At 69.9% G+C, this 13,357-nt stretch carries 12 protein-coding genes; 7 read left to right on the top strand and 5 right to left on the bottom strand.

Annotation, left to right across the window (positions count from 1 at the left end):
• Positions 1-410: 410 nt before the first annotated feature.
• The 4 genes from AC5L38_RS19660 to AC5L38_RS19645 all read right to left on the bottom strand — a co-directional run bounded on the left by AC5L38_RS19660 (position 411) and on the right by AC5L38_RS19645 (position 5,018).
• Positions 411-1,844: a S8 family serine peptidase gene (locus tag AC5L38_RS19660; protein ID WP_495244248.1), complete on the bottom strand. Its 1,434-nt coding sequence runs from the start codon at positions 1,842-1,844 to the stop codon at positions 411-413.
• Complete coding sequence (locus AC5L38_RS19655) at positions 1,838-2,572, bottom strand: hypothetical protein (protein ID WP_495244247.1); 735 nt, start codon at positions 2,570-2,572, stop codon at positions 1,838-1,840. Before AC5L38_RS19655 ends, AC5L38_RS19660 begins: the two co-directional genes overlap by 7 nt.
• A 278-nt stretch (positions 2,573-2,850) precedes the next feature.
• On the bottom strand, positions 2,851-4,032 hold the full coding sequence (gene moeZ / locus AC5L38_RS19650; protein WP_495244246.1) for an adenylyltransferase/sulfurtransferase MoeZ: 1,182 nt from the start codon (positions 4,030-4,032) through the stop codon (positions 2,851-2,853).
• A 77-nt stretch (positions 4,033-4,109) separates the two neighbouring features.
• Positions 4,110-5,018 (bottom strand): alpha/beta fold hydrolase, encoded by a 909-nt coding sequence (locus tag AC5L38_RS19645; protein ID WP_495244245.1) that lies wholly within the window; start codon positions 5,016-5,018, stop codon positions 4,110-4,112.
• 441 nt (positions 5,019-5,459) lie between these two features.
• Between AC5L38_RS19645 and AC5L38_RS19640 the strand changes: the two genes are divergently transcribed.
• From AC5L38_RS19640 to AC5L38_RS19615, 6 genes are all read left to right on the top strand, one after another.
• Positions 5,460-5,783, top strand: a complete 324-nt coding sequence (locus AC5L38_RS19640; RefSeq protein ID WP_495244244.1) for a hypothetical protein — start codon at positions 5,460-5,462, stop codon at positions 5,781-5,783.
• Positions 5,784-6,416: 633 nt separating this feature from the next.
• Complete coding sequence (locus AC5L38_RS19635; RefSeq protein ID WP_495244243.1) at positions 6,417-6,737, top strand: hypothetical protein; 321 nt, start codon at positions 6,417-6,419, stop codon at positions 6,735-6,737.
• 726 nt (positions 6,738-7,463) lie between these two features.
• On the top strand, positions 7,464-7,805 hold the full coding sequence (locus tag AC5L38_RS19630; protein WP_495244242.1) for a hypothetical protein: 342 nt from the start codon (positions 7,464-7,466) through the stop codon (positions 7,803-7,805).
• 605 nt (positions 7,806-8,410) lie between these two features.
• A complete protein-coding gene (locus AC5L38_RS19625) occupies positions 8,411-8,707 on the top strand; it encodes a hypothetical protein (RefSeq protein WP_495244241.1) in 297 nt (98 codons plus the stop codon).
• A 60-nt stretch (positions 8,708-8,767) separates the two neighbouring features.
• Positions 8,768-9,397 (top strand): TetR/AcrR family transcriptional regulator, encoded by a 630-nt coding sequence (locus AC5L38_RS19620; protein WP_329085733.1) that lies wholly within the window; start codon positions 8,768-8,770, stop codon positions 9,395-9,397.
• A 211-nt stretch (positions 9,398-9,608) separates the two neighbouring features.
• Positions 9,609-9,839, top strand: a complete 231-nt coding sequence (locus AC5L38_RS19615; RefSeq protein ID WP_495244240.1) for a DUF3107 domain-containing protein — start codon at positions 9,609-9,611, stop codon at positions 9,837-9,839.
• Between the two features lie 503 nt (positions 9,840-10,342).
• On the opposite strand, the gene AC5L38_RS19610 is transcribed toward AC5L38_RS19615, so the two are convergent.
• A complete protein-coding gene (locus AC5L38_RS19610) occupies positions 10,343-10,993 on the bottom strand; it encodes a ferritin-like fold-containing protein (protein WP_495244239.1) in 651 nt (216 codons plus the stop codon).
• A 372-nt stretch (positions 10,994-11,365) separates the two neighbouring features.
• On the opposite strand from AC5L38_RS19610, the gene AC5L38_RS19605 reads away from it, so the two are divergent.
• Complete coding sequence (locus AC5L38_RS19605; protein WP_495244238.1) at positions 11,366-13,315, top strand: DEAD/DEAH box helicase; 1,950 nt, start codon at positions 11,366-11,368, stop codon at positions 13,313-13,315.
• The last annotated feature ends 42 nt before the right edge of the window (positions 13,316-13,357 follow it).

Raw genomic sequence — 13,357 nt, 5'->3', positions numbered from 1 at the left:
GCCGCGAGCGCGGGGGGCGGGGGTTCCCAGAGGCCGCTCCGGCTCCTGGGACCGCCCTTGCTGCGACATACTCCGATGCTACGTCGAAGGACCCCTCCGCCCTATCGGCGGCGGGTATTTTCGCGACACTCCCCAGGCCGGAACCAGAGGTCGGGGCCGGGCTCGGGAGCCGTCCGGCACCGCCGGGCGCTCACAGCCGGGCCCACGGCCAAGCTCACAGCCAGGCTCACAGCCGGGCCCACGACCGGCTCACAGCCAGGCTCACAGCCGGCTCACAGCCGGGCCACAGCCGGGCCACAATCAGGCTCACGGCCGGCCACAGCCAAGTTCACGGCCGGCTCACAGCCAGGCTCACAGTCGGCCCACGACCGAGTTCACGGCCGGGCTCACGGCCGGGCTCACGGCCAGGCTCACGGCCAGGGTGCCGTGACCGGATCGGGCCCGGGTTTCTCGAAGGCCCCCGACGAGCGCGTACGGCCGACGAACACCGCGAGCGCGATCAGGGAGACGACCGCGCCGAGCCCGGCGGCCACGGCCACGCCGCCGTACAGGGTGATCCGGTCGCGGTCGCGGTGGACGACCCGCACCGGCTCGACGGCCAGGCCCAGCGGGCGGGCGGGGTCATGCCCCCCGGCGCCCCCCGCCCCCTCGGCGGTGAGGGTGTGCCGGGAGATCCTGGCGGCGGCGGCGAGGGCCCGGGTCGCGTTGACGACGCCGAAGCCCGTCCCGGTGTCGTAGCCGCCGGTGGGCCGCCGGGTGGCTCCCACGGTGATCGCCTGCACGACCAGCGCGGGCGACATTTTTGGATATTTGGCCTTAATGAGGGCAACGACCCCCGACACCAGGGCGGTCGCCTGAGAGGTGCCCCGGCCGACCCAGTACTCGTCCCCCGGGCCGGCGCCGAGGATGTCCACCCCCGGCGCGGCCACCAGGACCGAGGGGTTCCGGTTGGAGAACGAGGCCCGGCGCAGCCCGCGGTCCGTCGCGGCGACCGAGACCACCCCGGGGAAGGCCGCCGGATAGGAGTAGGGGGCGTAACCGCTGGCGTCCGGCTCCTCGGCGCCCTCGTTGCCCGCCGCCGCGACGAGCACGACCCCCTTGGAGATCGCGTAGCGGATCGCCGACCGCTCCTCCTTGGTCGCCAGCTCCTTGGAGATCGACATGTTGATCACGTCCGCGCCGCGGTCCACCGCGTGCCTGATGCCCCTGGCCACCACGTTCTCGTAACGCTCGGCGGTGTTGAACTCCCGGAACCCCGGCTCCTCGTCCTCCAGGATGACCCGTACCGACAGCACCCTCGCGCGGGGCGCGACGCCGATCACCCCGTCGGCACCGCCCGGCCCGTGCCCGTGCCCGGCGATCAGCGACGCCATGTACGTGCCGTGCAGCCGCAGGGGGCTCACCCCCGGCGGGTTCGCCCCGGTCGTGAAGTCCTTGCCCTCGGTCACCGAGCCGACCAGGTCGCGGTGGTCGCGGTCCACCCCGGAGTCGAGCACGGCCACGGTCACGCCCCTGCCCTCGGAGATCCGCCAGGCGGCGGGCAGGTCGAGGGTGCGCAGCACCTCCCGCTGGCTGTCCCTGACGTCGTCGGCCCGCGCGGCCGGAACCGGGGCCAGGACCACCGGCACCGCCACCGCCGCCAGCAGCACCGGAATCGTCCGCGTCACCGCGTTCCCCAGTGCCCTCAGTGACGTCAGTGACGTCAGTGACGTCAGTGCCCTCAGCGAGACCACTGCCCTCAGTGTCACCAGGAGCCTCACCGCCAAAAGCGCCATCAGCCCCGCCCTCGCGGGCGGTCCGGTGGCCGCGGGGAGACGCCTCGGCGTGGTCGGCGTGGTCAGCATCGCCACTCCGTGGAGACGCAGTCGGGGCGGGCGGGCATGGAAAGGTCGGCGAGGATGCGATCGGCGATGTCCCCGGTGAACGCGAACAGGGTCGGCCGCTGCTCGCCGACCGCCCTGGCGGGCCGGCCGTCGGTCTGGCCGACCGTGGCCATCACCACGTACGGGCCCGCCTGCCTGACGAGACCCGCCTGGCGCCCGGCGGAGACGAACCGGTCGGTGACGGTGCCGCGGAAGGCCAGCGCCCGGAGGCCGGGCGAGGGAGCGCCCCCCTTGGGCAGCGCCGCCCTGGCCCTGGTGGCGCCGAGCTCGTCCGCGAAGGCCGCGACGCCGACGGTTACCACGATCCCCTGGAGCGCGTCGATGTAGGTGGCCCGCAGGACGCCCAGGCACCCCGCCCGCCGCAGCGCCTTGCGCAACCCGGCGTCGACCGCGCCGTCACAGCGGGTCTCCGGCGAGATGCCCACCCGGCGGGCCTTCTCCTCGCCGCCCTGCTCCGCCGCGTAGGGGACGGTCGCGGGGAAGACGCGCCCGGCGGGCCAGGCCTGCCAGCGCCTGGCCACCTCGTCGAGGGCGGCCCGGTCGAGCTCCGCCTGGGTCGGCCCCCTGGTGAGCTCCGTCGCCGCGGCACTGCTCGCCACCCCCGCCACGATCGCGCAGAGCAGTGTCAGGGCGGAGGCCACGACCAGCGTCGGCCACGGAGGCCGCCGCTGACGTGGGACTTCATTCACGATCCCGACCTTAATGCGGTGTGGCGGGTGTCATCCGCCGTTCCGTCCAGATCCGTCAGTGTGGAGAGCACTTGGTGACCTCGGCGGAACCCCGCGGAACCCCTGCGGGCCCTCGGTGGGGCTCCTGTGCGACCCCTTCGAACCCTTCGAACCCTTCGAACGGCGAGCGCCCCGCGGAGCGGATGCTTCCACGGGGCGCGGGTCGCGCCGGGCCCCCGGCGAGGAGGGCGCGGGGCCCCGGCGAGGAGGGCGCGGGGCCCCGGCGGGCAGGATCGGGTCTAGTAGGCGGGCAGGCTCGGGTCGACCGTCTTGATCCAGCTGAGCACGCCGCCGCCCACGTGGACGGCGTCGGAGAAGCCGGCGCTCTTGACGACCGCGAGGACCTCGGCGGAGCGGGCACCGGACTTGCAGTGCAGGACGATCTTCTTGTCCTGCGGCAGCTTCTCCAGCGCGGAGCCGTTGAGGAACTCGCCCTTGGGGATGAGCACGGCGCCGGGGATGGACACGATCTCGTACTCGTTCGGCTCGCGGACGTCGATCACGTAGATGTTCTCGCCCCTGTCCTGCCAGGACTTGAGCTCGGCCGCGGTGATCGTGGAGCCGGAGGCGGCCTCCTGGGCCTCCTCGGAGACCGCGCCGCAGAACGCCTCGTAGTCGTCGAGCAGCTGGGTGACCGTCGGGTTCTTGCCGCACAGCACGCACTCGGGGTCCCTGCGGACCTTGACCGAGCGGTAGTTCATCTCCAGGGCGTCGTAGATCATCAGACGGCCGACCAGCGGCTCGCCGATGCCCGCGAGGAGCTTGATGGCCTCGTTGACCTGGATGGAGCCGATCGACGCGCACAGCACGCCGAGCACGCCGCCCTCGGCGCACGAGGGGACCATGCCGGGCGGCGGGGGCTCGGGGTAGAGGCAGCGGTAGCAGGGGCCGTGCTCGGCCCAGAAGACGCTGGCCTGGCCGTCGAAGCGGTAGATCGAGCCCCAGACGTACGGCTTGCCGAGGAGGACGGCCGCGTCGTTGACCATGTAGCGGGTGGCGAAGTTGTCGGTGCCGTCCACGATCAGGTCGTAGGCGGCGAAGATCTCCATCACGTTGTCGGTGGTGAGCGCCTCGTTGTGGACGACCACCTTGACCAGCGGGTTGATCTCCTTGACGCTGTCGGCGGCGCTCTCGGCCTTGGGGCGCCCGACGTCGGACTGGCCGTGGATGACCTGCCGCTGCAGGTTGGACTCGTCGACCACGTCGAAGTCGATGACGCCGAGCGTGCCCACTCCCGCGGCCGCGAGATAGAGCAGCGCGGGGGAACCCAGGCCTCCGGCGCCCACACAGAGCACCTTGGCGTTCTTCAGGCGCTTCTGCCCGGCCATGCCGACGTCCGGGATGATCAGGTGGCGCGAGTAACGGCGCACCTCGTCGACGGTCAGTTCGGCTGCCGGCTCTACCAGCGGTGGCAACGACACAGTTCTGCTCCCGTTTCAGGGGTTCTTGATGCGGCTGGCACAGCACGCTCCCCTCACAACCTAACCCGGTGCCCCGGTCATTCCCCAACCGGCGCGAGGACCGTCTCGGCGATCAGGAGCCGGGCCGCGCGGGCCACCCGCTCGGGGAACTCCATCTGGGCCACGTGCCCGGCGTCGGGCAGCAGCATCAACCGCACGTTCGAGAACGTACGGACGGCGCGGGCGGCCATCCGGGGGTTGACGAGGCGGTCGTGGCGGCCGTGGACGACCAGCGTGGGCGCGGTCACCATGGCCGCCTGCCGCCACAGGTTGGTCTCCCCGCGCCTGAAGTACTCGGCGACGATGCCCCGGGCCGAGTTGATCAGCGCGTCCACCGCGTACGGCAGGCCGTCCCTGCGGCGCAACTCGTCGGCCGCCTCCCTGAGCCGGTCCGGGTGGATCCGGCCCGTGTCGGCGTAGCACATGGCGAGCGTGACGCCGAGCCTGCGCTCGGCGGGCACGAGCGTCAGCCGGCCCGCCGCCCACTCGCCGATCCGGGGCACGGTGGACAGCGCCACCCGTGCCGGGCCGTACCGGGGCAGGAGGTCGGGCATGGCCGGTGAGATCAGGGTCAGCGAGCGGACCAGGTCGGGACGTGTGGCGGCGACCCGCACCGAGACGGCGCCGCCCAGGGAGTTGCCGAACAGGTGCACGGGGGTGTCGGAGACCCGCTCGATCAGGGCGGTGACGGTCCGGGCGTGGGCGTCGACTGAGTAGTCGCCGTCGGGCGGCTCCGGTGAGTATCCGGCGCCGGGCAGGTCGACGGCGTGTCCCGTCACCACTCCGGACAGCTCGCTCATCAGGTCGGTCCAGTTGGTCGCGGAACCCGCGAGGCCGTGCACGTACACGGCGGTCTCGGCGGGCCCTCGCGGCGTCGACCGCACGTGGACCCGCTGTTCGCCGAGGTCGATCATCTCGCCCTGCCAGATGGGGATTGGGCTGCTCACCACGCGTCCTCCTGTCGTTCTACTGCCCTTCCACGATAGTTCGGCCCCTGTCATGCCGGGAGACAGCCTCCGGTTACCGCAAAAGACGCATAAGGCCGTTTTCGCCAGATGTCTTTTATTACACGATTTATCGGCATTAATTCGATGGCGCTTCGGCCTCGCCCGCGACCACCGGGCGCCGCCCCGGCGGCCAGGCCCGCCCGCCTCCGACGAACAAATACGACATTAGAGACATTTCCTTTCAAAACAACTAATAAGAGTTCAACACCGGTCATAAATAGATAAGAGGAGGGCAAAACCCCTCGATTCCCGTTTCTCGCCAGACATGGGTGGAAATCATGACAAGCAGGGATGGCTCATCACCAGCCATCTCCGGCAATTCCGGTTTATACGGGAAACGTCGAAAAATCGGGGTAACCGATCCTTTCAAGGGGGAAACGCATGCCCAAGTTCAAGAGCGTCATCGCAGGACTCGCGATCAGCACGGCACTGGCCGGCGGAGTCGTCGGTATGGGCGCAGCGACCACCGTCACGAGCGCCAGCGCGATGACCACCGCGATCACCACCGCGGCCTTCCCGACCTGGGGCGGCGGCGGCTGTGGCTGGCGTCGCGGGTGCGGACGCTGCTGCGGAGGCCACCGCCATCACCGCCGTAGCCACCACCGCTTCAAGCTGATCATCAACAACCACAACAACAATGACAACTACCTGCGGAACGACAGCCGCAACGACCGTGTCCGTCCCCTGACCCTCGGCGCCGAATAGTCCGCAGGGCCCGGGATCGCGCGTCCCCAGCGGAGGCGCGGTACCGCCAGAGGACGGGACCACTCACGGCTCGATCCGCGATTCTCGCGGCCTCGGAACCGTGATGGAGGGACAGGACCCTCGCGTTCGCCGCAGCGGCGCTTCTCACCCAGGGAAGCCTGCCGAACGGTGACAGCGGAAACCTGACCCTCACCACAGTGCGAGTTCTCAATTCACGAAGTCACAGCGAGGCCCCGCGGTTTCCGGACCGCGGGGCCTTCGCGCGCTCCCCGGTCCCCGCGCCGCCTTTCCCGCCGCCGCCCCGCTCCGGCCACCCCGGCTCCCTCCCGCCCCGGCACCGGCACACGGGGCCGCACCGGCCCTCCGGCCGGCGACACTCCGCCCCACACCCCCGCCCCCGAAGAACAAATCCGACATTAAATACATTTCACTTCAAAGCGACCAATAAGCATCCAACATCGACGATAAATAGCTAAGAGGAGTGCAAAAGCCGTCGATCTCTGTTTGTCCGCAGACATGTGAGGAAACTATGACAACCAGGGATGGCCCATCACCGGCCATCTCTGACAATTTCCGGTTTATACGGAAGATGTCAAAAACAGGGGTAATTAGTCCTTTCAAGGGGGAAACGCAATGCCCAAGTTCAAGAGCGTCATCGCAGGGCTCGCGATCAGCACGGCAGTGGCCGGCGGGGTCGTCACCATGGGCGCGGCGACCACTGTCATGAGCGCCAACGCGATGACCACCACGGTCACCGCCGCAGCCTTCCCGACCTGCGGTGGCTACGGCGGGCGTCGCTGCTGCTGCGGCGGCGGCGGCCACTGCCACCGTCACCACAGCCGCAAGCGCTTCAGGCTGATCATCAACAACCACAACAACAACGACAACGAGCTGATCAACGACAACCGCAGCGACCGCATCGTGCCGCTCCTCGGCGGAGGCGTCACCGGCTAGTCACCGGACCGAGACCGCACACCCCGCAAAGGGCGCGGCGCGGTCGAAGGATCAGATCACTCACGGCCGGATCCACGATTTCCCGCGGCTTCGAGACCGTGACGGAGAGACAGGGTCCACGCGTTCGCCACGGCCGGATTTCCCACCCGGAAAGATCGGCGGAACGGCGACAGCGGGAACCTGATCCTCAACACAGTGCGATTTCTCAATTCACGAAGTCACAGCGGGGCCCCGCGGCTTTCGAGCCGCGGGGCCCTCGTGTGTCGCGTCCCGCTTCCGGCACCCGGCCCTCCTCCGACCCGCCGCCCCGGGGCCGCCCCCGGGCCCCCCCGGGGTGGGTACGGCGGCGGGTCACCCCAGGGAAGCCCCCTGGACACCCTGGACCGCGGCGCCCGGAGCCGAGACCGCGCGGCGACACGGGCCACGGCACATCGGACGCGGCACCGGTCCGCCTCCTTCCGACACCCGCGCCCTTTTCGCTCTCGAAGACAAATCAGACATTAAATACATTTCACTTTAAAGCCATCAATAAGCATCCAACGTCGACGATAAATAGCTAAGAGTAGAGTAAAAGCCTCCGATCTCCGTTTGTCGGCAGACATACAAGGAAACTATGACAACCAGGGATGGCTCAACACCGGCCATCTCTAGCCATCTCTGGCAATTTCCGACTCATACGGGAAATGCCAAAAATTGGTAAATCGATCCTTTCAAGGGGGAAACGCAATGCCCGAGTTCAAGAGTGTCCTCGCAGGGCTCGCGATCAGCACGGCACTGGCCGGCGGGGTCGTCGCCATGGGCGCGGCGACCACCGTCACCAGCGCCAACGCGATGACCACCGCGGTCACCGCCGGCACCTTCACGACCTGGGGCGGCGGCGGCTGCTGCCGTCGCAACCACCACTACCGTCGTACTCACCACCGCTTCAGGCTGACGCTCGACCAGGACAACTGCAACCGCAACCGCCTGGACAACAAGACCCGTTCCGAGCGCCTCGTGCCGCTCGTGGGCGCCGCAGACAACGGCGGCGTGGTTCCGGCCGCGGCCAACGCGTCCAGCGCGTCCTGATCCTCGTTTGACACGGGATCGGAATACGAGGCAGAAAACGGTTGGAACCGCGTCTCACACCGGTTCCGGAACCGTTACGGAGAAGTAGGAGTACCGCGTTCACCAGGACGGCGTAATTCCACGGAAGAACGTCGATCCGGACGGTGAGCACGGAAAGCCGGGGATAAATTCCCGGGATTCCGACTCTCAACACAGTGCGAATTATCATTTCTCACGAATCACGGGCGGGAGCGCCGCGGTTTTCCGACCGCGGCGCCCCCGCTCCGTCATTTCCGGGGCCCGGCGCGGGAGCCCTCCGCCCGCCCCGGCCCCCTCAGGCCCCCGCTCCCCTCCCGCCCCGGGCGTCACGGAACACTCCCGGCTTTCCGGCATGTCCCCCTCCACCGGGCCTTCGCCTCATATGTCGCACTCATGTTCACGAACGTCGCCGGACAGATGCGAAACACCGTCAACGCGGCAGGTGTCGCCACATGTGATCCGACGCCGCGTCTTTCTCAGCGCGTGGCACCCGAGGCCGTACGCTGGGCATCGCCCGACGTTTGCAGGGGCCGGGTCAGGAGAGGGAACGTGCCGAAGCCCGGATGACGACAGGGGATGTCATACATATGAACGCGCGCGGCGACAGATCGAACGGGGAAGCGGTTGACGACCTTCCCGAGGAGCTCTCCATCGAGACGCCCGAGGCCGACGCGGCCGAGCAACACCGGCCGGTACGCGAGAACGGCTCCGACGCGCCCGTCGACCTCCCGATCGAGGTCGATCCCGCCGACGCCGCCGAGCAGAGCCGCGCGGCGCGCGAGGAGGGGTCGGAGTGGCCCGAATCCATCCCCCTGGAGGCCGATCCCGCGGACGCCTTCGAGCAGCGGCGCACCGTCGAGCTCGACGAGGACGATTATCGCTGACCCCGGTTACCCACGCGTAGGATGGCCCCAAACGCCAGGAGCTTGACACGAGGAGACCACGTGACCGCAACCCCGGACGCCAAGCCCCGGGGCACCCGGCTGCCCCGGACGGCCCGCCGCCGCCAGCTGCTCAGCGCGGCGCAGGAGGTGTTCGTGGAGAACGGCTACCACGCGGCCGCGATGGACGAGATCGCCGAGCGGGCGGGGGTCAGCAAGCCCGTCCTCTACCAGCACTTCCCCGGCAAGCAGGAGCTCTACCTGGCCCTGCTCGACCTGCACGTGGACGACATGATCGCCCGCTGCCGCGACGCCCTCGCCTCCACCACGGACAACAAGCAGCGCGTCCAGGCCGCGATCGGCGCCTTCTTCGACTTCGTCTCCAGCCAGGGTGAGGCGTTCCGGCTGGTGTTCGAGTCGGACCTCCGTAACGTCGCCCCGGTCCGCCAGCGCATGGAGCGCAACCTCCGCGAGAGCGCCGAGATGATCAGTCAGGTCATCCAGGAGGACACCGGCTGCTCCAGCGACGAGGCGCGCCTGCTCGGCGTCGGGCTCGTCGGCATGGCCGAGGTCAGCGCCCGCTACTGGATCAGCAGCAACGGCTCCATCCCCAAGGACGCGGCCACCCAGCTCATCGCCCGCCTGTCGTGGCGCGGCATCTCCGGCTTCCCCCGCACCGTCGCCGACCACTGAGCGACTCCGGGCCGCCCCCGGGCCCTTGGCACCGGCTCGGGCCGTTTCCCCTCCCGCCCCCGTCGGCCACCCCGGCCGCTCGACCCCCGTTCGCCCGCGGGCACCCGTTCGCCTGGCGCGATCGCCTGTTCGCTTGGCGCGATCAACCGGCGCGTCGGATCCCCGTTGGGGTGACCATGGGACGAGCAACCCTCATCGAAAAGGGAGCACGATGGAAATCAAGATCGGCGTACGTTCCGTACACCGTGAACTCGTAGTGGAGACCGACCTCACGGCCGAGCAGCTCGAGGGCGAGATCAGTGCCGCCCTCGCGTCCAGCAGCGGTGTCTTCACCATCACCGACGTCAACGGTCGCAAGATCATCGTTCCGGTCGCCTCACTCGGCTTCATCGAGATCGGCGAGGAGGAGGCGCGTCCCGTCGGCTTCGGCGGCACGCTCTGAGGGATTCCGGGCTCGCGCCAGGCCGTCCCTCACGGCATGGCGCGGTCCGCGGATCCGGCGCGAGCGCGCCCCCGGGCTCGCCGCGCCCGTGCCTCAGGTGCCCGAGCACTCGTCCCGCTCGCCGAGCCCGCAGCAGCGCGGGCGTCTGACGCGGCGGAGATGCTCCCGCCCCCGGCTGATGGCCGGGCAGCCCGCGCCTCCCCTGCGCAGCACGGGACGCGAAGTCCAGCGGTTCGGCCCACATCTCGTCAAGGAACTGCCATAGCGGCGCGAGGCCCTCATGTCTCGCACGCTACCGGATTCGTCCGTACTGCTCCGGCGTTCACGCCAAAGGCGAAGCGGACTCTCCCACGTGACGGGGCGGAGAGCACCGGTTCGCCGCCGCGGCGGACCGGCACCCGGCACGTCGCCCGCGCCGCGTGCCTCCGCAGAGGAGTCCGAAGGGGGGCCGGGCGGGAAAGGGGTCTGTGAGGGCCGGAGAGCCGGTGGAGACGGCCTCCCCGTCAGGGACCCGGGGTCAGGCCCAGGGCGGCCATCCGCTGGCCGTGCTTCTCGGTCAGGCGGGCGAACATCCGGCTGATGTCCTCCCCGACCGCCTCCACCAGCAGGGCCGCGAGCTCGGGCCTGGCGGCGGCCACGTGCTGTCCCTGGCTCAACGCCTCCCCCACCAGGCGCCTGGCCCACAGCGCCAGCCGACCGGACTGCTTGGGGTCCTCCTGGAGCGCCGCGCGGACCCGCTCGACGGCGAACTGCGACCGTCCCTCGTCCGCGAGGACCTCGTCGACGAGGTCCCGCGTCCGGTCGTCCACGCCGGTGGCCGCCTCGCGGTAGAAGTCGAGCGCGATCCCCGTGCCGACGTACGCCTTGACCAGAGCCTCCAGCCAGTCTCCGGGGAAGGTCAGGGCGTGCCAGTCGTCCAGCGGCCCGGTGAACGGCTCCATCGCCTTCTCGGGATCCACCCCGAGGGAGGCGAGCCGGTCGCGGAGCAACTCGAAGTGCGCGTACTCGGCCGCCGCGAGACCGCCGAGAGCCGCCTGATCGGTCAGCGAGGGGGCGTACCGGGTGGCGTCCTCGGCGAGCCTGAGGAAGGCGGTCAGCTCGGCGTAGGCGAGGACGCCGAGCAGGTCGGAGACGCCGGGAGGGGAATCGTTCATGGACGCAGCCTACGAGCTGAGGGGCCTCGTGATTCACCGGGAATACGAAGAAATCGGTTCTCCGTTGTGGTATCGAGTACACTGCTCTGTGAAAGTGCGACCGCACCGTGTTAATCCGGGATATCCACGCCCGGACGCCCCCAAACTTGTTCGGCGTGACGCCGCAGCGGTCGCTGATGACATGAGAGGGCTGGACCTTCCGCGAGGACCCGGCACGGGGAACACGTTTTCTGCCCGTGGTCCCGGCAGGCCTGCCTTCAACGGAGATTTAGGCAGGCCAAGCTGACGACGTTCCGAGACCTCGGAGTCACCCCAGAGATCGCCGATGCCCTTGAGACCGAGGGCATCATCGCGCCGTTCCCGATCCAGGAAATGGCACTCCCCCTGGCCCTCAACGGCCAGGACATCATCGGCCAGGCGCGCACCGGCACCGGCAAGACCTACGCCTTCGGCGTGGCGATGCTCCAGCGTGTCGGCAAGCCGAGGAAGAACCGCAAGAAGCCCCGCGGGCTGGTCGTCGTGCCGACCCGCGAGCTCGCCGTCCAGGTCACCGAGGACCTCGTGACGGCGGCCGGCAAGCTCGGCTCGCGGATCCTCACCGTGTACGGCGGGCGCGCCTACGAACCCCAGATCGAGGCGCTCAAGCAGGGCGTCGACGTCATCGTCGGCACCCCGGGCCGCCTGCTCGACCTGGTCAAGCAGAAGCACCTCGACCTCAGCCAGATCGGGACGCTCGTCCTGGACGAGGCCGACCGGATGCTCGACCTGGGCTTCCTGCCCGACATCGAGCGCATCATCAAGCTCATCCCCGCGGAGCGGCAGACGATGCTGTTCTCCGCGACCCTGCCGGGCGAGATCGTCGCCCTGTCCAGGCGTTACCTCACCCGTCCCACCCACGTGCGGGCCGAGAACAACGACATCGAGGCCGAGGCGACCCCGCAGACGACGCAGTTCGTCTGGCGCACGCACCGGATGGACAAGATCGAGATCGTCGGCCGCCTGCTGCAGTGCGAGGGCCGCGGGCTCACGATGATCTTCTGTGAGACCAAACGCGCCTGCGACATGGTCGTCGAGCAGCTCAAGGAGCGCGGCTTCGCCGCCGCGGCCGTGCACGGCGACCTCGGCCAGGGCCAGCGCGAGCAGGCCCTGCGGGCCTTCCGCAACGGCAAGATCGACGTGCTGGTCGCGACCGACGTCGCGGCGCGCGGCATCGACGTCGACGACGTCACCCACGTCGTCAACTACGACTGCCCGCAGGACGAGAAGGCCTACGTCCACCGGATCGGCCGCACCGGCCGGGCCGGCAAGACGGGCGTGGCGGTGACCTTCGTCGAATGGGAGGACCTCACTCGCTGGAAGGTGATCAACAACGCGCTCTCGCTTCCCTTCCCCGAGCCGGTCGAGACCTACTCGACCTCCCCGCACGTCTTCAGCGACCTGGGCATCCCCGAGGGCACCAAGGGCGTGCTGCCGCGCGCCAACCGCTCCCGGGCGGGCCTGGCCGCCGAGGAGGTCGAGGATCTCGGCGAGACGGGCCGCATCCGCTCCCGCTCTCCCCGCAGGGGACGTGACGACGACTCCCGCAGGGGACGCGACGACGATCGCGAGGAGCGCCGCGAGCGCCCCGCGCGCACGTCCCGCGAGCGTCGCCGCACCCGCGGAGGCCGTAGCGGCGAGGAGATCACCGCGCCGGTCGTGGCCGAGGAGGTTCAGCCCCCTGTCGTCGAGATCGCCGAGGTGGAGACGAACATGGCACCCCGCAGGGACGCCCGTGACGAGCAGTCCGCCGAGGCCGCGCCCCGCAGGGGACGGGCTCGCAAGGCCGGGCTGAACCCCGAGGTGAGCCTCGTCGGCACGGCGGAGACCCCAGGGGCCCCGGAGGCCCAGGAGTCCCTGGTGGCCCCGGTGGCTCCGGTTCACGCCGAGCCCCGGGCGGAGGAGCCGGTTCGCCGGCAGCGCCGTGGCAGGCGCGAGCAGGTGGCGGACATCCCGGCGACCCCGGAGATTCCCGCGGTCCCGGAGGCCCCCGCGGCCCCCTCGTGGGCCGAGGAGCGGGTGGCGGAGTTCACGGATCCCGGAGAGGACGACGACACCATGGCGGAGCGCTGGGACGACGAGCCCGTGGCGGAGGCCCCCAGGCCCCGGCCGCAGCCTGAGAAGATCATTCCGCCGAGCCCGTTCGCGGTGATCTTCCAGTCGCCGGACCTGGCGTCGGAGGACGACGAGATCGCCCCCTCGGCGGCCTCGGAACGCGTACAGAGCCGCCGCCGCCCGCCGGTGCGCGGGGGTCAGCAGCAGCGGGGAACGCGTCGCCCCAACTAGCAAGTGTCACCATGAGAAGGGGCGCGACCATGTCGGTGGCGC

The sequence above is a fragment of the Streptosporangium nanhuense genome, assembly GCF_059358815.1.
Note: the sequence above shows the minus strand (reverse complement) of the source record. Positions and strands in the feature narration are given on the sequence as shown.